The organism is Shewanella frigidimarina (assembly GCF_003797125.1).
Taxonomy (GTDB): domain Bacteria; phylum Pseudomonadota; class Gammaproteobacteria; order Enterobacterales; family Shewanellaceae; genus Shewanella; species Shewanella frigidimarina.
In genome coordinates, this window is the sequence record NZ_RKKE01000004.1 from 284,139 (window position 1) to 303,112 (window position 18,974).

Annotated in this window: 16 protein-coding genes; 9 read left to right on the top strand and 7 right to left on the bottom strand. The window is 42.4% G+C overall.

Annotated elements, in window-relative coordinates; translation table 11 throughout:
* The first annotated feature begins 447 nt into the window (after nt 1-447).
* The 3 genes from EGC86_RS14905 (at nt 448) to EGC86_RS14915 (ending at nt 2,983) form a co-directional block, all read left to right on the top strand.
* Nucleotides 448-1,719, top strand: coding sequence for a Kelch repeat-containing protein (locus EGC86_RS14905; RefSeq protein ID WP_123778074.1), 1,272 nt, complete (start codon nt 448-450; stop codon nt 1,717-1,719).
* Nucleotides 1,720-1,834: 115 nt separating this feature from the next.
* On the top strand, nt 1,835-2,347 hold the full coding sequence (locus EGC86_RS14910; protein WP_049763507.1) for a hemerythrin domain-containing protein: 513 nt from the start codon (nt 1,835-1,837) through the stop codon (nt 2,345-2,347).
* Nucleotides 2,348-2,467: 120 nt separating this feature from the next.
* Entirely contained in the window at nt 2,468-2,983 is a 516-nt protein-coding gene (locus tag EGC86_RS14915; RefSeq protein ID WP_011635938.1) for an AlbA family DNA-binding domain-containing protein, read from the top strand.
* Here EGC86_RS14915 and EGC86_RS14920 read toward each other — a convergent pair.
* The 6 genes from EGC86_RS14920 to lptM all read right to left on the bottom strand — a co-directional run bounded on the left by EGC86_RS14920 (nt 2,963) and on the right by lptM (nt 7,748).
* Nucleotides 2,963-3,703 carry an HAD-IA family hydrolase gene (locus EGC86_RS14920; protein ID WP_011635937.1) on the bottom strand — a complete coding sequence of 247 codons (741 nt, stop codon included), beginning with the start codon at nt 3,701-3,703 and terminating at the stop codon, nt 2,963-2,965. The genes EGC86_RS14915 and EGC86_RS14920 overlap by 21 nt on opposite strands.
* Nucleotides 3,703-4,602 carry a tyrosine recombinase XerC gene (gene xerC / locus EGC86_RS14925; RefSeq protein WP_123778075.1) on the bottom strand — a complete coding sequence of 300 codons (900 nt, stop codon included), beginning with the start codon at nt 4,600-4,602 and terminating at the stop codon, nt 3,703-3,705. Before xerC ends, EGC86_RS14920 begins: the two co-directional genes overlap by 1 nt.
* Nucleotides 4,603-4,695: 93 nt before the next feature.
* Complete coding sequence (locus EGC86_RS14930) at nt 4,696-5,322, bottom strand: DUF484 family protein (protein WP_207893048.1); 627 nt, start codon at nt 5,320-5,322, stop codon at nt 4,696-4,698.
* A gap of 110 nt (nt 5,323-5,432) precedes the next feature.
* Entirely contained in the window at nt 5,433-6,260 is an 828-nt protein-coding gene (gene dapF, locus EGC86_RS14935; protein WP_011635934.1) for a diaminopimelate epimerase, read from the bottom strand.
* 40 nt (nt 6,261-6,300) lie between these two features.
* Entirely contained in the window at nt 6,301-7,545 is a 1,245-nt protein-coding gene (gene lysA / locus EGC86_RS14940; protein ID WP_011635933.1) for a diaminopimelate decarboxylase, read from the bottom strand.
* Nucleotides 7,546-7,565: 20 nt separating this feature from the next.
* Nucleotides 7,566-7,748 (bottom strand): LPS translocon maturation chaperone LptM, encoded by a 183-nt coding sequence (lptM, locus tag EGC86_RS14945; protein WP_049763506.1) that lies wholly within the window; start codon nt 7,746-7,748, stop codon nt 7,566-7,568.
* 79 nt (nt 7,749-7,827) lie between these two features.
* Here lptM and cyaY point away from each other — a divergent pair, with 79 nt between their 5' ends.
* Complete coding sequence (cyaY, locus tag EGC86_RS14950; protein ID WP_011635931.1) at nt 7,828-8,163, top strand: iron donor protein CyaY; 336 nt, start codon at nt 7,828-7,830, stop codon at nt 8,161-8,163.
* A gap of 70 nt (nt 8,164-8,233) precedes the next feature.
* Here the strand turns inward: cyaY and EGC86_RS14955 are convergent, their stop codons facing one another.
* Entirely contained in the window at nt 8,234-10,693 is a 2,460-nt protein-coding gene (locus tag EGC86_RS14955; RefSeq protein ID WP_123778076.1) for a class I adenylate cyclase, read from the bottom strand.
* A gap of 274 nt (nt 10,694-10,967) precedes the next feature.
* On the opposite strand from EGC86_RS14955, the gene hemC reads away from it, so the two are divergent.
* The 5 genes from hemC to EGC86_RS14980 all read left to right on the top strand — a co-directional run.
* Entirely contained in the window at nt 10,968-11,897 is a 930-nt protein-coding gene (gene hemC, locus EGC86_RS14960) for a hydroxymethylbilane synthase (RefSeq protein WP_011635929.1), read from the top strand.
* 25 nt (nt 11,898-11,922) lie between these two features.
* Nucleotides 11,923-12,642: a uroporphyrinogen-III synthase gene (locus EGC86_RS14965; RefSeq protein ID WP_123778077.1), complete on the top strand. Its 720-nt coding sequence runs from the start codon at nt 11,923-11,925 to the stop codon at nt 12,640-12,642.
* A gap of 85 nt (nt 12,643-12,727) precedes the next feature.
* Nucleotides 12,728-13,978 carry a uroporphyrinogen-III C-methyltransferase gene (locus EGC86_RS14970; protein ID WP_123778078.1) on the top strand — a complete coding sequence of 417 codons (1,251 nt, stop codon included), beginning with the start codon at nt 12,728-12,730 and terminating at the stop codon, nt 13,976-13,978.
* Nucleotides 13,975-15,144 carry a heme biosynthesis HemY N-terminal domain-containing protein gene (locus EGC86_RS14975; protein WP_123778079.1) on the top strand — a complete coding sequence of 390 codons (1,170 nt, stop codon included), beginning with the start codon at nt 13,975-13,977 and terminating at the stop codon, nt 15,142-15,144. The genes EGC86_RS14970 and EGC86_RS14975 overlap by 4 nt, the downstream gene beginning before the upstream one ends.
* Before the next feature lie 366 nt (nt 15,145-15,510).
* On the top strand, nt 15,511-18,974 hold a 3,464-nt coding region (locus EGC86_RS14980; RefSeq protein WP_123778080.1), incomplete at its 3' end, for a beta strand repeat-containing protein.

Genomic DNA, 18,974 nt, shown 5'->3' on the forward strand with positions numbered 1-18,974 from the left:
ATAGCGGTAGTTTGACTCAATATAACGTTAACATGCTGTAAGCAGTTTGATGATCAACGGTGTTTGAGACACTATGGCGAATGATGTTGTATTAATTCATGATAAAAAACAGCACATACAAGCAAAATTGCACGTTTACGCTATAAAATAACGTCAACTACTGCATGGCAGTTTTATGTAAAAATACATCACAATGATTCTATTATTTTTGTTACTCTGGCTTGTTGCAATCTCACTCGTTAACGGTGAATACTATTCACAAAACAGCTAATGCAATACAAAATTCACTCACGTAAAAATCCCCGAATTAGACCAGAATGTTGTGGTGCCTCACGAATAAGGGTGAATAAATTATTCGTTATCTGCGTCGGGATTGGGATTAAACATTAACCGAGATAATATCTGCTTTTTGCATACATTACTGACTTCGCACTTAAGGATTAACCCATGCACAACGCTTCATTACCGCCAGTGATGACATCGATACTATCGTCATTAAAAGGTACTTCTAGTGTTATTCAATCATTAGTACTCATCGGGGCTTTGTGTATTACTACAGTTGATGCCGCACCACTGCAAAACACATCAATTGCCACTATGCCCCAACCTGTGAGTAATAATGCCATCGCATTGGTACACAGTAACAACAAAAGCTATTTACTCAGTTTTATGGGGCTAGCCCCAGAGAAAAACCATCTCGCGGTACACAATCATGCTTGGGCGTTATCACTTACAGAAAAAAATGCACAGTGGAAGTCAATTGCAGATGTCCCTAACATCGCGCCTTTAGCGGGCAGATTGGCGTCAATTGCCATAGGTATTAACGATAAGGCGTATGTGTTTGGCGGTTATACCGTGGCCGAAAATCATGACGAAATTAGCACAATTGATAATTACCAATACTCGATTAAGACCAATCAATATACTCGTATTGCGGACATGCCAGTGGCCGTTGATGACACCACTGCAGCAACGTACCAACAGCGATACATTTATTTATTTGGCGGCTGGCACAACGACGGCAACGTCAATTTAGTCCAAGTGTATGACACCCAGACCAATACTTGGGCTCAAGCAAGCCCAATACCAGCACCGGCTGTATTTGGTCAAGCAGTAGGAATGGTAGGTAATCAGCTGGTGTTATGCGACGGCGTAAAAGTACAAGCTAATATCAACTCGCGCCGCAGTTACCAAGCATCACCCGTGTGTTTATATGGTGAGGTCAATCCAGATAATCATTTACGAATTGATTGGCAATTACTGCCACATTACTCTGTCGCGGCTAACATCAACGCAAGTAAATCTACAATAACTGAATCAAGCCTCAGCCCATCAATAGCAAACATAGCCGAATCGAACACTGCCAAATCAAACGCTGCTGCAACTGCTACAGCACATTACCGCATGGCTGCTACCGGGATTAAAACAGCAACTGGTGGCCAAATTGTATTTTTAGGCGGAAGTGATAATCCGTATAACTATTCAGGTATTGGTTATAACGGTGAACCTAGCGAGGCAAGCTCGTATGATTATCGATTCGACTTGGCTACTAAGCAATGGCTCACACCGCAGACACTATCGCAGCCAAGCATGGATCACCGTGGGTTAGTGTGTTGGCAAGGTAGCTTATTAAGAGTCGGCGGTATGCTACAGCAACAAAAAGTCAGTTCAAAAGTACTGCTAAGCACATTGGCGCAAGGCGAGTCTTGCACTCAATAATGCATCAATTTTCGATTAATGTGTGAGTTAGCTAACAGATTAGTGGTGAATAAATTGAGCATTGTTAAAGATGCACATAAAATACATGTAAATTATGTGCACCTTTGGAATTGCCATGTTAACCGAACAAGCAGCACCCGCATTACAGCACTTATCATTAATTGATTTGATAGATCATATTGAAGCGACTCATCATCAATACATTCGTGAAACCGCCCCATTATTAGTGGAATACACAGATAAAATGGTCCGCGCACACGGTGATGATCACAGCGAGATAAAGCCTCTGGCGCATGCGGTTAATGAGTTAATTGCCGAATTAATGCCGCATTTAATGAAAGAAGAACGCATTTTATTTCCGGCGATTAAATCGATCAGCTTAGGCAAAACCGTTGATGGATGCTTTGGTCATATTAGTAACCCTATCAACATGATGTTGCATGAACACGATAACGCAGACCACATGTTGCAAACCATTCGAAACTTAACCAATAACTACACACCACCTGCAGGTGTCTGCCATACATGGCAAACATGTTATCGCACCTTGGCTGAATTTGATGCCGACTTGCAAACTCATATAGAGATTGAGAACACTTTATTATTCCCAAAAGCTTTAGCACTATAATCCTCCTTGGTTCCCCATTTTGAAGCAACTTCGAGATCATCCTTACGGATTTGCTTCCTTTTTTTTGCGAAACTTCATACAGTACATAATGAGTTTTACGTACCTCAATATGGAGCCTAAATGTCGCCTCATCATTACCCAACCTTTGCCTTAGATGACATTGCAAACTTACATGAATCTGCCCAAGTTGAATTTAAGTTAGCAGGTGGAAGAGATGGTAATGGAATGTTGCCCGAAGGTATGTGGGAAAGCTACAGCGCTTTTGCCAACACCTTAGGCGGGGAAATTATTTTAGGGGTAAAAGAGCAGCAAGGTGACTTTACGATTGAGGGAATTATTAATCCGATGCCGATGCTCAGTGAAATTTGGGCAATTTTACATGACCCCAAAAAAATCAGTCACAATATTTTAGCGCCTACCGACGTACAAATTATTGAAATTATGGCTAAAAAGCTGATTCGTATCCATGTGCCCTGCGTGGATGTAAAACTCAGGCCCATCTATGTTGGCACCGATCCTTACAGCGGTACCTATTTTCGAGTGGGCGATGCCGATATGCATGCGAGCCGTGAGCAAGTTGAACAAATGAGCTTAAAAGCCGGTATCGATTTGAAGCTAAAGCAACTGAAGCAGTAAATCCAATTGGTTAATCTCGATATGCGGTAATACCGGTTGCGCCTTTTTATGCCGTTGCTGCATACATGGGTTTAGCCACGCACTTTGACAACCCGCCATTTTAGCTCCAGCGATATCAGACAACGGATGATCGCCCACATGCAATAACGCCGACGGCTTAATATCTAATTGACGACAAGCAAGGCTAAACATGTCGGCGGCAGGTTTCATTTTAACCCCATGACCAGGATGTAGCACAAACTGCATCACTTTATCTAACCCGATGCGCTGGGTGTCGACATTACCATTAGTAATACCAATAAGTTGGTAACGTTGGCTTAAACGTTCTAGTAACTCCAGCACGCTCTCATCAACAGTAAAATTACTACGATGATGATGAAAACATGTCATGCCATCTTGTGCACCTTGGCTGGCTTCTGTCTCACTATAACCAAAGTGTAATAAACCTTGATGTAACATGGCGTAGCGCGCTGCACTGGTATCATGAGCTAACTCTGGATGTAGTTTGAACAGTGCATGTTTGAGTTGCTGCCATTGAGCAGCGTCCCATGTTGTGGTGGCAGGATAGATTTGATTTATTAACGAGAACAGCTGTTCACTGGCATGTATTACATAAGGAAGATTATTGTAGAGTGTATCGTCTAAATCAAAACTAATCGCGCTAAAAGGTTGTAGGCGCTGATATTGGATCATCGAAGCTTTAGGCAATTGCAATGTCATTATTTCCCCCTGTCTTTTTTCGCTCTTGGATGCGCGTTATCGTACACTTTGGCAAGGTGTTGAAAGTCTAAACTGGTGTAAATTTGTGTGGTCGATAAGTTCGCATGACCGAGTAACTCTTGTACTGCACGTAAATCTTGGCTTGATTCAAGCATATGAGTTGCAAACGAATGACGCAACTTATGTGGGTGAACTTTTACCGCCATGGCTTGATCTTGTCCCCACTTAGCCATACGCGCTTGAATACTACGATGAGACAATCGCTTGCCTTGGCTGCTAACAAATAACGCATCCCCAGCTTCTACACAAGGTAACTGGTTACGGCAATTCAACCACGTTTTGATCGCGGTTAATGCCACTTGGCCAATGGGCACAACACGCTGTTTACTGCCCTTACCCATCACTTTAACTTCGCTTTGATCAAACTTAATGTCAACGCAATCTAAGCTGGCTAACTCAGCTAAACGTAAACCACTTGAATAAAATAGTTCCATAATGGCTTTATCACGCAAGCTCAAAGGATCATCGCCCTCTATGGACAATAAATGGCTGACAGCATCCACATCCATATTTTTCGGTAAGGGTTTATTTTGTTTAGGTGCACTTAACGTCTGTGCCGGGTTTACCGTAACAGCACCTTCGCGCAGCAAAAAATCAAAGAACTGTTTTAAGGCAGACAAACACAAAGATAAAGATCGGGGACTCAGCCCTTTACGGTGTAATGTTGCCATTACTGATTGCAGCTGATCACGGCTAACCTCAATCAGTTGAGTTGATTCAGCTAACATGTCTTCGACACGACGTAATTCAAACAGGTAGTTGCGCACGGTATAGGCTGAGAGCTGTCTTTCCGAAGACAAATGTTGGCTAAATATCGTTTGCCAGTCAGTTGGCTTCATCAAGGTACTCCCAGATTGTAACGACTCAGGCCGTCGCCATTTAAGTCTATTTCATCGTTGAAAAATGCTCATTTAAAACACATAGCTTAACGATTACATTTTCGGCAACATATGGTCTAATAAACGACGCAATTGGCTGAATAACAATGAGTCCATATCGGGATGAAAATGCGTTGGGTCTTTACTGGCTATAGCAAATATCACTTGGCCATTTTCATCAGATAATTTAGTTAACGCCACAGAGCCAACTTCACTACCAAACAAGCGCTTAGATTCTGATTGAGTTAACCGACCAAAATAATAACCACTTTGGACGCGATGACGCCAAATTTTAGCTAATTCGCTGTCAATATCGTGCACAGTAATTAACCTGACATGACTAAAACCAAACTCGTTTTTTAATCCTTCTGACAACACTAAACGCAGCTCACCTAAATCTTGGCTCGCAAGCATTTTAAACGACAATTCGGTATTAAATTTGAATATTTTCTCATTATGAGTGGCAATATTCATTAGCGAGGTAATTTCTTCTTCAAGCTGGCTAACACGTTGGCGCAACAGCTCTTGTCGACGTTCAACTAATGATACCGCGCCACGTTCCGCATGCGGTACACGCATAGCAACTAATAACTCAGGATAACGATTAAAAAAGTCAGGATTATCCAATAAATATTCGCGGATCAACATTTCATCAAACGGTGCTTGTTGCAGGCTCGCCATCATGTCGATGCCAAGATCTTGTCCAATTGAATTAATATCTTTTGCTTGCTCACTGCTAACCGTATTGTCAGCGGCCACATTAGTCAAACTGACTTTTGAGGTAATGTCACTCATAGTTGTATTTGTCCATCATATACATGTTCTGCCGGTCCGGTCATCCATAACGGCTTACCCTCGCCTTCCCAATTTATGATTAAGCTGCCACCAGGTAAGTCGACTCTCACCTGTTTGTCTAGCTTATCCTGCAATTGTCCAACTGCCGCCGCGGCACATGCACCTGTACCACATGCTAAGGTTTCTGCTGCGCCGCGCTCATAGACACGTAACTTAATGTGCCCAGGGTTAATCACTTGCATAAAACCAACATTTACGCCTTTAGGAAAGCGCTCATGACGGGTCAAGCTACTGCCAATTTCGTCCACGTTAACCGTTTGTACGTCTTCGACTTGAATCACACAATGTGGATTACCCATTGAAATGGCACCGCATAAATAAGTTTGCATCGGCGTTTGCAATAAATAGGTTTTTTCGCTTTTTTTGGCTTTAAATGGAATTTGGCTTGGCTCGATGACAGGAACGCCCATATTAACGGTCACGTTACCATCACGCTCAATTCGTAAAGTTATTTTACCCGAGTTAGTACTCACGCGAATTTTATTCTTTTGCGTTAAACCTTTATTTCGAACAAAACGAGCAAAACAACGAGCGCCATTACCACACTGTTCAACTTCACTGCCATCGGCATTAAAAATACGATAATGGAAATCTAAATCTGGATCATAAGGCGGCTCGACCAACAAAAGTTGATCAAAACCAATCCCAAAATTCCGATCGGCAAGACGGCGAATTTGTTCAGGCGAAAAAAACACATTTTGTGTTACGCCATCAACGACCATAAAGTCATTACCCAGTCCGTGCATCTTAGTGAAATGGATCACAAAAGTTTCCTTATAAAACGTTATGCCGCTAGCTTACTGCCTATGGCAGTAAATGTTCGCCTTGCCAAAGTTGTTCTAGCGTTTCACGCTGACGAACAACAAAATCATTACCACCATCAACCATAATTTCAGCCACTCTTGGGCGAGAATTATAATTTGAGGCCATAGCAAAACCATAAGCGCCACTTGAACGTATCGCTAATAAGTCACCCGACTTTACCGCTAACTGTCTGTCTTTACCCAAAAAGTCACCCGTTTCGCATACTGGGCCTACAATATCATAAGCAAAGGTTGGCGCATCATTTTGTTGTACCGGAATAATATTTTGCCATGCGCTATAAAGCGACGGACGAATAAGATCATTCATTGCACCATCAACAATCGCAAAACGCTTATCGCTGTTTTCTTTCAGATAAAGCACTTGAGTGACAAAAATACCCGCATTGGCGGCTATAGCACGGCCAGGTTCAAAAATTAACTTCAATTTACGACCATTTAAGCGCTCGAGTAATGCAGCGGCATATGCGTCTGGATGTGGTGGAGTTTCACTGTTATATGTTACCCCTAAGCCACCACCCACATCAAAGTGTTCAATTTGGATACCTTGTTCGCCTAAACGATCGATCAATGCAAGCATGCGATCCATGGCATCTAAGAATGGCTTTATTTCGGTGAGCTGTGAACCAATATGGCAATCCACACCCTTAACATGTAAATGAGCTAATTCTGCTGCACGGGCAAAAACCACTTCGGCTTCTTCCATGGCAATACCAAATTTATTTTCTTTAAGGCCCGTCGAAATATAAGGATGAGTACCGGCATCAACATCTGGATTAATTCGCAATGAAACAGGTGCCACTTTACCTAAGCGGCTCGCGACCTCATTAAGCTGTTCAAGTTCGGCACTTGACTCGACATTAAAACAGTAAATGCCAATATTAAGAGCTTGCTCCATTTCGGCAACGGTTTTGCCCACACCAGAGAAAACCACTTTTTTAGGATCGCCGCCAGCTTGCAGCACACGTGAGAGTTCACCGCCAGACACAATATCAAAGCCACTGCCTAAGCGAGCCAATACATTTAATACCGCAAGGTTTGAATTCGCCTTCACTGCATAACAAATAAGATGCGGATGATCAGCAACGGCATTATTAAAGGCATGCCAATGGCGCTCTAATGTGGCACGAGAATAAATGTACAGCGGCGTACCGTGAGTTTTGGCCAGTTTTGCTACATCGCAGTCTTCTGCGAATAGTGAATTATTTTGATATGAAAAGTAATCCAAAATGCGGTCCCTTATAAATGCTATTCTTGTTGTGAAGTTGAGGGTTGAGAGTCGAGTTCCTCAGTTTGCTTCGGCACATCAGTGCTGGCAGGTTTTGGGGCGACTTTATTGGCCACTGGCTCAGGAGTTTTGTATAAAACCCCTTTTTGACCACATGCGGTTACCAATAGGCTAGCAAGCATAATAAATAAAAGCAGTCTCATTTTTCTCAACATCTGTGCATCTAGTGAATAATGGTCTTATAATCGCATTCATAACGCAGAAAGCAAAGGATAGAAATACATGGCTATTACAGATACTGAGTTTCATCGATTAGCCGATGAAATGTTTGGCGAAATAGAGAACGCGGTAGAAAAAGCAATTGACGAGCAAGATGCCGATGTAGATATCAATGCCAGCGGCAATGTTTTACAGCTGGCTTTTGAAGATAGTTCGCAAATTGTCATCAATAAACAAGAGCCTTTGCATGAAATTTGGTTAGCTACAAAATCAGGTGGTTATCACTTTAATTACAACGATGGCAAATGGTTAGATACTCGTAATGGATTGGAGTTTATGTCTTTTGTGATTGACGCCATCAACAAACAAAGTGGCATTTTGCTCGAGATAAGCGCATAAACATCGCAATAAATTAGCGTAACAAAGTGCCAAGTGAGTCATTTAATTGTCATTGAGATTGGGCTTATGCTTAAAAAGCTGAGCCCATCTCATCTACTGACAAACCAAAAGGTATTACGGTTAACTTGCCTTCTATATCCACAAGTTGAAAAAACTGCGGCATATTAAAAACAGGGGATCGTTGTTTTTGCTCGTCAAAAACATATAAATGACTTTCTTTGGCAACAAAATCATTAATGCTAGTGTGTTGATATTGTAAATGTTCAAGCTGATTATTATCGTCCGCAATAAACACATCAAGAGTTTGATGACGTTCACGTAAAAAATACTGCTTCGCTCCCATCACGATAAACTTTTGGATTACCGATGGTGAATTCAAATAGGGGTCTTCAGCTAAATCTGCATATGGCAACACAGATGAATTAAAATTTCCCGTACCTGTTATTAAATCAACTTTACGATACATCATACCTAATGAATTGAAATGCATACTATAATGTTTCTCACCAATGGTTATCGGGTGCATTAATGTATTTGTCTGATCGACCTTCTTCATTGAACCATAACAACGTAACAGAAGTGTTTTGAGTTGATTAAAAATCGGTTGTTTTAATTTTGCCGAGCAACTAATAATCGATAAATCAACCTGCTCATTTGAGCGTTTTAATCCCAAAATAATAAATGAAATGGCTTCCAGTAATGCGGTTTTTCCATTAAAACGATGACTCTGCCATTCACCCCAGCTGTTTAAACAAACAATTGCGACAGATGACACCATACTTATTTTTGTCTGACCAAAAGAAAGAATATTGGCATTAACATGTTCCAATATCAATTCTTGCTCACTCAATTGAGTTGTCGGATCTCTATCCATATTAGTAATCAACACAATTTTTTGATAGCACCATGGTTCACATAAATCACGTTTATAAACAGTGGGTACATTGTGCATAATAGGAATAAGTTTACGCGTTAAGTAACTTAATTTATCTGTCCGTCTTTTACCTCGTCCAACTTGAAACCATTGAGTATCTGCCGTTGCGAGGCCATTCAACACTGACCAGGCAACTAAATTGCATATATTATCCGCTTCGTGAATTGAATGATCGTCGAACTCATGTGCAGGATCGTTATCAACCGCTTGAGACGGATCTTTTTCAAGGTATGCTTGGCGATAAAGATAAAAACGTGATGCTTGCCTACAATGGAAGATGGTCAACGATTTTTCAGCAGTAGATAGACTCCATAAGCGGTTTAAAGGCTGTAACAAATGAGTATCTTCACTAAAATAAGTGTGTAGCTTACGCGCCAGCAAGCCTAATTCCTCAACCCGCATACGTTCACTTAGTGTTTGTTTTGAGGCAAATTGCAATAGATTTTTGTAACTGACTAATAACAGTTCACTGAGCTGTTGATTGAACCATTTAAGCTGACCTGCATGCCAATAAGGACTATTATCCAATGTGGCTACCAACTCATGGCTCCATGCCCATTGCTTAACCAAGTTTTGAATTTTCTCTACCCGCCAGTCTGTCGCACTATTAGGTGATAAACACGATAGCGTGACACCTGACTTTAAGTAAAAACAACGCCTAACAATTTCTAAACGATTATCATCACCTTGAGCTATCAAGTAGGTTTCAATACGTTGATAAAGCAATAAATAAGCATCGTTATCAACACTAAAATCTTGTTGTTCACAATATTGCCAAATTTGTTGAGTAATCAATGTTGTACGAGGATATTCCGAGGCGTAAGTTTCCAGCAACAACACTTTTAATAATGCTTTATGGGGTTTATTGAGCCCCTTATACAGCTGCCATAATGAGGCTCCGAAATACTCTGCTGCTGGCAAAGAATTGATATCGCCAAGATAAAGTAAACTGGCATCAAACTCGGTATTTTGACTATTGGCATCAGGCCACCATGCAACAACTTTACCTGCAAGCCGAATGTGAGAGCGGTAAAACTCTTCTAATAATAGCCAATGCTGGCTACTACCACTGTGTTCTAATCCTACTGGCTGGCAATTATCAAATGCGCTGCACTCTCTAAATTGCATCGGATGCACAAGATAAAAGTTCACTTCAAACTCAAAACCGGCAAACCAGTCACTGATAAGTTTATTTTTATATTCAATTAACTTTAGCTGGTCATCAGTCAGTTTGCTATTGTAAACCAACCAGATATCAACGTCACTTTGAGGGTTTTGTCCAAAACTAGCAGTGCTTCCCATGGCATATATGCCTTCAAAAACACAATCACTTGGCTGGATAATCTCTGGAATGGATAAAGACAATGCATCACATGCCGACACTATCGCATCTGACAAGGTAAAATCGTGAATACCACAAGGTGTATCGGGGTCGATAATACCAGGTACATTGATTTGATTATGATGGATTAAAAAAGGAATAAGATGAAATAAATGCAGCTGTGATTCAGGCAACACATTGAGCACTCTTGCCAATCTGATGCCATTGAGCTTTTCAGCTAAATCCTTTTGGTAATAAGCCGTTTTATCGGTCAAGACTCACTTCCTTTACTTTTCTCTAAAGCAACAATCTGGTAACAACTAATTATAAAAGACTAACCCTTTATGACTACTTTTGCCAATCAAGATCACATTTTTACCTAAATGGTGATCATCGTAGCATTTATTTTTTATAACTCCAGTAGCTAACAAACAATATTAATCAAAAATAAGCCCTACGGACTTCAAACAATTACCATCGATTTGTTACATCAAAGCTTGAGCGGTGATAGCATTACCTCAATGAGGCTATCTGATTGGATCTACTACCATGTCTGAAAATATAATTCGTATCGCAACACGTAAAAGTCCACTTGCAATGTGGCAAGCTGAATTTGTTAAAGCTGAGCTTGAGCGCATTCATCCTGGGCTTACGGTTGAGCTATTGCCAATGAGTACTAAAGGTGATGTCATTTTAGATACTCCTTTAGCTAAAATCGGTGGCAAAGGCTTGTTTGTTAAAGAGCTGGAAGTTGCCATGCTTGAAAATCGCGCCGATATTGCTGTGCATTCCATGAAAGACTTGCCGGTAGAGTTTCCAGAAGGTTTGGGCTTACAAGTGATTTGTGAACGTGAAGACCCGCGTGATGCATTTGTGTCAAACAATTATAAATCTATCAGCGAATTACCTCAGGGCGCTGTGGTAGGTACATCAAGTTTACGCCGTCAGTGCCAAATTAGAGCTGCTCGCCCTGATTTAGTTATCAAAGATTTACGCGGAAATGTCGGTACTCGTTTAGCCAAGCTAGACAGTGGTGACTATGATGCGATTATTTTAGCGGCCGCCGGATTGATTCGCTTAAAGCTAAACGAACGTATCGCTAACTTTATTTCTGCCGAAGAATCACTGCCAGCCAATGGCCAAGGTGCGGTAGGAATTGAGTGCCGTACTGATGATGCGCGAGTTAAAGCGTTATTAGCGCCACTAGAACATTTAGAAACCCGTTATAGAGTGCTTGCTGAACGAGCAATGAATACTCGTTTAGAAGGCGGATGCCAAGTTCCTATTGGTGCTTTTGCTGAAATAAACGGTGATAATTTAACTCTACGTGGTTTAGTTGGTAATCCTGATGGCAGCCAAATCATTATAGGCACTGTCTCGGGTTCTAAGACCGATGCGGTTGCACTTGGGGAATCGCTTGCAGAGGATTTACTGAGTCGCGGTGCTAAAACTATTTTAGACGCTGTGTATGCCAGTTAATCTTGTGCCATCAAGATAACAGACCATGAAAGTCTTGTTAACGCGCCCACAAGGGCGCAATCAAGCAATGGAAGAGCAACTCTCGCTGCGAGACGTTGCTTATCTTGTTACTCCGCTATTATCGGTTGTAGAAACCACAGAACAACTCAATCCTACCCACTTAAATAACACTGACAACTTACTGTTTATTAGTAGCAATGCAGTGGAATTTGCCGCACAAAAACTGCAACAGCAATTTCCGACTCACTGTCGTTATTTTGCTGTAGGCCAAGCTACGGCAGATAGTCTAGCTCAATATAATATCGATGCTTTTACCTCACCAGAACACAGCCAAGATAGCGAAGGATTATTGTCGCTAGCCCAATTACAAGATGTCGATAAACAGTCATTTATTATTGTTCGGGGTTTAGGCGGACGAGAAACACTTGCAGAGCAATTACAGCTACGAGGCGCCAATGTGAACTATTGGCAAGTCTACCAACGCGCAATACCAAACCTTGACGGTAAAGCGATAACTCAACAGTGGAAATCGTTTGGAATTGACACCATTGTCGTCACCAGCGGTGAAATATTATCCAACTTAGTTGAGCTTGTACCAAAAGAATTATTTGCATGGCTACGTGCATGTCATATCATAGTCCCCAGTAATCGCGTCGAATTACAAGCAAAAGCAATGGGCTTAAGCCATATCTCCAATGCAAATGGAGCAAATACTCAAGCTATACTAGCGAGTCTTGCGTTATAATTTGTTATTGTATTGTTATCTTGCATCGACACGCATTTATTAATATTGCTTTTATTGGTTGTATTTTTGCTTTCAAGGACTGTTCATGGAAAACAATAAAAAAGATCCAAACCCGCCAGCTCACAAGGATGAGAAAGTAATTTCTCCTGCACCAAGTCCTGTAGAAAAACCGGCACAGACCAAAAAAGGCAATGCAACCAGCCAAAAATCTGCTGACAGCAAAACCAATAATAATCAGTCAAACTCCTCTACCAATTCACCGGTTAATAATAGTCGACGCAAAGCGAAGCCTAGCTCTTGGTGGATTCGTCTTGGAGTACTGTTCAGTTTACTCGTGGCAATTGTGGCTATTGCAGCTTGTTATTGGCTGTATTTGCAACTTGATCAACAAAGTAATGGTCAAACTCAGTTAGGGCAAAATATCTCGGAACAAGTAACACAAAATAAATCGTTAAAATATGAATTACAGCAAACGGCAATGGCAGCCAATAAGCGCATTGGCACGTTAGAGCAACAACAGCTGAATGATACCAAAGCTTATGCGAAATTAGCCGAACTGCAGCAATCAAATAAACAATTGCAAGAACGCGTTGCGGTGATTGCACAGCGTAGTCCTAACCATTGGATGGCATCAGAAGCTGAATACCTTGTGCGCATGGCGGGTAGAAAACTGTGGTTAGAAAACGATCCGCAAACCGCTATTGGTTTATTACAATCAGCGGATGAACGAATTGGTGCGATGAAAGATCCTGCATTAACTTTATTACGCAAAGCCTTAGCAGCTGACATCACTAAAGTTAAAGCATTAAAAACGACTGACATCACCAATACAATTTTTGAGCTAGATTCCCTTATTGATGGCTTAACACAATTGCCATTAAATCGTGTTGATGAAAATTTTGCTGACAATAAAAATACTCAACAAGTAACAGATTCAATTGACGACTGGCAACAGAACCTGGCCCGAACTTGGCACGATTTGACTGATGGCTTTATCACTATTCGTAAGCGTACAACCGATTTGGAACCGTTGTTATCACCTGAGCAACAGTGGTATTTAGTCGAAAATATTCGCAACAAATTATTACAAGCACAATTAGCATTGTACCGATTTGACCAAGTGAATTATCAACAGTCTATATCGTTAGCAGACAAATGGTTACAACAGTACTTTGACTTGAGAGATCCAAAGACCAAATCAATGATTGAGTCTTTAGATAAGCTTGCCAAGGTTAACATTGAGAAAATTTCGCTCAATAAATTTCAAGCATCGCCACTACTGCAGCAACTGGTTACTTATGGTGAAATTATGCCTACACAGGAGCCTGCGCAATGATTAAGACGCTAGTTTATGTTGTTCTTATTTTAATTGGGCTGTGTATCAGCCCACTCATTATTGGGCAAAGCGGTTACATTTACATCGCAATTGGTGAATATCAAATAGAAACCAGTTTAGTGACCGGTATTGTTGGCTTAATTGTGTTTTATTTTGCACTACAATTACTCGAATGGTTAATCATCTTGTTATTAAATATTGTATTAAGTAGCCGATACCTTCCAGAACAATGGCGAAGAAAAGCCGCTAAAAAGCATACGTTAATCGGTGCTTTAGCACTGGCAGAAGAAGATTGGCCTGCGGCAGAAAAAGCAATGGCAAAAGGGGCTGAAAAAGGTGAAATCCCGGTATTAAATCTATTTGCAGCAGCTAGAGCAGCACATTATCAAGGTGATATTACAGCTCGCGATCATTATTTAACTCAAGCAGAGAAAAAACCAATTGCAAAGACAGCGGTTTATACTTCGCGCACCCGTTATTTAATGAAGCAAGGTGAACTGGTTAAGGCCCGGGCAATATTAGATAAACTGAACCCGACAAGTAAAAGCAGCTCTCCAGTGCTTAAATTGGCGCAAGAATTATACTTACAGCAGCAAGACTGGCAGGCATTGAAGTTGTTGTTACCTATTCTTAAAAAGCGTCAATTATTAGCTGAAACTGAGTTCAACCAATTAAATACTAAGACCAACAGTATTTTAATGATCAATGCAGCCAAAATATCTGAAGCGGAGTTAACCAAATGTTGGCATTGGTTAAATAAATCAGAACGTAAAGAAGATGAACTGATATTAGCCTATGCTCGTGGACTTATTCAGTATGGTCATAAAGATCAAGCGCTAAAATTAATTAATAAACAACTCAATGCTTCGCCATCAGCAGCGTTATTTACAGCAATACCTGATTTAATTACCGCTCAAGATCAAGATATCCGTAAATTGCTCAGCAAATTAGAAACCACTCATGAAAATGATGCTGACTATCAAATGTGCCTTGCCAAGCTTGCCATTCAAAGTCGTGAGACTAAACAAGCCAAAACTCATTGGCAAAATGTATGTCGCATAGCACCAACTCATCAATCATGGCTGGCTTTAGCTCAAACACAAGAACAGTTAGGTGAAAATTCAACAGCGGCTCATAGCTATCGTAATGCAGCTAATATTCTGTAAACAATAAGTATTATTTTTGTACAAACCAAAAGCCTGCAATGTTGCAGGCTTTTTTGTTATCTATTGGTTCATCTTACTGCTATTGGTGCCGATATAAAGGCGGAAGAGTTAATCCGTAATCATGAACTTTTTATGAGATTAAAACGTACACAATATATACAAATGTGGTGGTATTTATCTCTATATTTTCAATATATTATTAATGTTACTTCAACGTCAAAAAATTGACTACTTTAGCAGCAAATGATATTATTATCAGATTGTGTCTAAATTTATTTTAATGTTAATACTAGTATTTAACTAAGCTGTTATTGTACATCTTAGTGTATTGGTATTTAAGTGTATTAAAGCTGTTGGGAGCTTCAAATGGGATCGATAACTACGTCAAAAAATGGAATACTTTCTGCTTCAGAAAGTTCAGTAACAATAACGATTAACAATGAAACCAAGGAACTACAACTCGGTCAAGTTGTGCCGGCTGGTGCAATAGTTGCCAGCAGTAATAATCTTGGTTTCGTTATTACGTTTGATGACGGTACTATTTTTAATAGTGCTAACATCCCTAATGACGAATCGATTAATACATTAGCCGATAATCTCGATGACACGATTGTTGCACAAGTAGCAGATCAGCAAGCATTAGATGAAATCGAAGCTCTACAGGCATTGATTGCATCTGGTGAAGACCCAACTACTGACTTACCTGAAACCGCGGCTGGCATCCCAACTGCCAACCAAGGTGATTTTGGTTATGTTGCTGTAACAAGAGATGGTGATGAAACACTTGCGGATTCTGGCTACGACACAACCGGACAAGCTGCTGCCCCAACAGCAGTGACTCAAGAAGAAGCACTTACTGAAAATGATTCCCCTTCAGTATTAGTCAATGACGCAATAACAGTTGGTGAAGATCAAGTTGCATCAGGTAATGTTTTAGGTAACGACACTGATGCTGACTCAGATTTAAGCGTCGTAACATTTGAAGTTGACGGCCAGACCTACCCTGCAGGCACAGAAGTGACTCTTGAAGGTGGCTTACTCATCATCAATGAAGATGGCTCTTATACTTTCACACCCTATGAAAATTGGAACGGTACAGTCCCAGTTATTACCTACACCACCAATACTGGTGTTACCGCAACATTAACCATTGAAGTAACACCCGTTGATGATGTCTCTGTACTTGTTAATGACAGCAATACTGTTGCAGAAGATACTGTCGCCACTGGAAACGTATTAGATAACGACGGCGATGTAGATTCAGATTTAAGCGTCGTAACATTTGAAGTTGACGGCCAGACCTACCCTGCAAGCACAGAAGTGACTCTTGAAGGTGGCGTACTCATCATCAATGAAGATGGCTCTTATACTTTCACACCCAATGAAAATTGGAACGGTACAGTTCCTGTTATTACTTACACCACCAATACTGGTGTTACCGCAACATTAACCATTGAAATCACCCCTGTTGAAGACCCAACAGTAACAGTTAATGATGTTGTCACTGTATCTGAGGACACACCCGCATCAGGCAATGTATTAGATAATGATAGCGATCCAGATTCAGATTTAAGCGTGGTGACATTTGAAGTTGACGGCCAAACCTATCCTGCCGGCACTGAAGTGACTCTTGAAGGTGGCGTACTCATCATCAATGAAGATGGCTCTTATACTTTCACACCCAATGAAAATTGGAACGGTTCAGTTCCTGTTATTACCTACACCACTAATACTGGCGTTACCGCAACATTAACCATTGAAGTGACGCCGACCAACGATGCGCCGACCATTGACGTGGTCGCCAATGACTTTACTGAAAACAGCGCCGTTGATGGCGATGTGGCTGCAACCTACACCACCTTTGATGAAGACGGTGATGCACTGACGGTGGACTTCACCCCAGGCAGCAATGACGACGGTTACTACGCGTTGGTCAACGGCGAAGTGGTATTAACCCAAGCCGGTGCGGACTTGGTTAACAACGGCGGCACCCTGCCGCCAGTGGATTTAACCGTCTCGGATGGCAACTTAACCGGTCAAGACAGTGACACGCCGGTGATCACGCCGACCAACGATGCGCCGACCATTGACGTGGTCGCCAATGACTTTACTGAAAACAGCGCCGTCGATGGCGATGTGGCTGCAACCTACACCACCTTTGATGAAGACGGTGATTTACTGACGGTGGACTTTACCCCAGGCAGCAATACCGACGGTTACTATGCGTTGGTCAACGGCGAAGTGGTGTTAACCCAAGCCGGTGCGGACTTGGTTAACAACGGCGGCACCCTGCCGGCGGTGGATTTAACCGTCTCGGATGGCAGCTTAACCGGTCAAGACAGTGACACGCCGGGTATTGCGGGTCAAAACGATGCGCCAACCATTGACGTGGTCGCCAATGACTTTACTGAAAACAGCGCCGTCGATGGCGATGTGGCCGCAACCTACACCACCTTTGATGAAGACGGTGATGCACTGACCGTGGACTTCACCCCAGGCAGCAATACCGACGGTTACTATGCGTTAGTGAACGGCGAAGTGGTGTTAACCCAAGCCGGTGCGGATCTCGTGAATAACGGCGGCACCCTGCCGCCAGTGGATTTAACCGTCTCGGATGGCAGCTTAACCGGTCAAGACAGTGACACGCCGGGTATTGCGGGTCAAAACGATGCGCCGACCATTGACGTGGTCGCCAATGACTTTACTGAAAACAGCGCCGTCGATGGCGATGTGGCTGCAACCTACACCACCTTTGATGAAGACGGTGATGCACTGACGGTGGACTTCACCCCAGGCAGCAATACCGACGGTTACTATGCGTTGGTCAACGGCGAAGTGGTATTAACCCAAGCCGGTGCTGACTTGGTTAACAACGGCGGCACCCTGCCGCCAGTGGATTTAACCGTTTCAGATGGCAACTTAACCGGTCAAGACAGTGACACACCGGTGATCGCGCCGACCAACGATGCGCCGACCATTGACGTGGTCGCCAATGACTTTACTGAAAACAGCGCCGTTGATGGCGATGTGGCCGCAACCTACACCACCTTTGATGAAGACGGTGATGCACTGACCGTGGACTTCACCCCAGGCAGCAACGACGACGGTTACTATGCGTTAGTGAACGGCGAAGTGGTGTTAACCCAAGCCGGTGCTGACCTCGTTAACAACGAAGGTACCTTACCGCCAGTGGACTTAACCGTTTCAGATGGCAACTTAACCGGTCAAGACAGTGACACGCCGGTGATCACTCGAATAAATGATACTCCTGTTTCTGACAGCTACAGCTTTACTTACTTAGAAAACAGCACTGACAGCACCGTGATTGGCACTGTTGCGGCCACCGATCCAGAAGGCACACCAGTGACCTACAGTATCGTCAGCGGCGACACCAATGGCTGGTTTGAGATTGATCCCGTGACCGGCATCATCAGCTTGACCCCTGCCGGCGTTGCCGCGGTGGCCAATGACTTTGAAGCCCTGGCTAACGTGCACAATTTAGTCGTCGGCGCCTCTGATGGCGTCAACACCACCAACATTAACGTCACCCTCACTGAGCTTGACGTCAATGAAGGCCCTGAGTTCACCCCTCCGGCGGGCGAAACCAGCTACAGCTTTAACTACTTAGAAAACAGCACTGACAGCACCGTGATTGGCACTGTTGCGGCCACCGATCCAGAAGGCACACCAGTGACCTACAGTATCGTCAGCGGCGACACCAATGGCTGGTTTGAGATTGATCCCGTGACCGGCATCATCAGCTTGACCCCTGCCGGCGTTGCCGCGGTGGCCAATGACTTTGAAGCCCTGGCTAACGTGCACAATTTAGT

Excerpts from the sequence above, each read along its gene's own strand:
- EGC86_RS14905 (WP_123778074.1), top strand. The coding sequence starts at position 448 with ATGCACAACGCTTCATTACCGCCAGTGATGACATCGATACTATCGTCA.
- EGC86_RS14910 (WP_049763507.1), top strand. The coding sequence starts at position 1,835 with ATGTTAACCGAACAAGCAGCACCCGCATTACAGCACTTATCATTAATT.
- EGC86_RS14915 (WP_011635938.1), top strand. The coding sequence starts at position 2,468 with ATGTCGCCTCATCATTACCCAACCTTTGCCTTAGATGACATTGCAAAC.
- EGC86_RS14920 (WP_011635937.1), bottom strand. The coding sequence starts at position 3,703 with ATGACATTGCAATTGCCTAAAGCTTCGATGATCCAATATCAGCGCCTA.
- xerC (WP_123778075.1), bottom strand. The coding sequence starts at position 4,602 with ATGAAGCCAACTGACTGGCAAACGATATTTAGCCAACATTTGTCTTCG.
- EGC86_RS14930 (WP_207893048.1), bottom strand. The coding sequence starts at position 5,322 with ATGGCGAGCCTGCAACAAGCACCGTTTGATGAAATGTTGATCCGCGAA.
- lptM (WP_049763506.1), bottom strand. The coding sequence starts at position 7,748 with ATGAGACTGCTTTTATTTATTATGCTTGCTAGCCTATTGGTAACCGCA.
- cyaY (WP_011635931.1), top strand. The coding sequence starts at position 7,828 with ATGGCTATTACAGATACTGAGTTTCATCGATTAGCCGATGAAATGTTT.
- hemC (WP_011635929.1), top strand. The coding sequence starts at position 10,968 with ATGTCTGAAAATATAATTCGTATCGCAACACGTAAAAGTCCACTTGCA.
- EGC86_RS14965 (WP_123778077.1), top strand. The coding sequence starts at position 11,923 with ATGAAAGTCTTGTTAACGCGCCCACAAGGGCGCAATCAAGCAATGGAA.
- EGC86_RS14970 (WP_123778078.1), top strand. The coding sequence starts at position 12,728 with ATGGAAAACAATAAAAAAGATCCAAACCCGCCAGCTCACAAGGATGAG.
- EGC86_RS14975 (WP_123778079.1), top strand. The coding sequence starts at position 13,975 with ATGATTAAGACGCTAGTTTATGTTGTTCTTATTTTAATTGGGCTGTGT.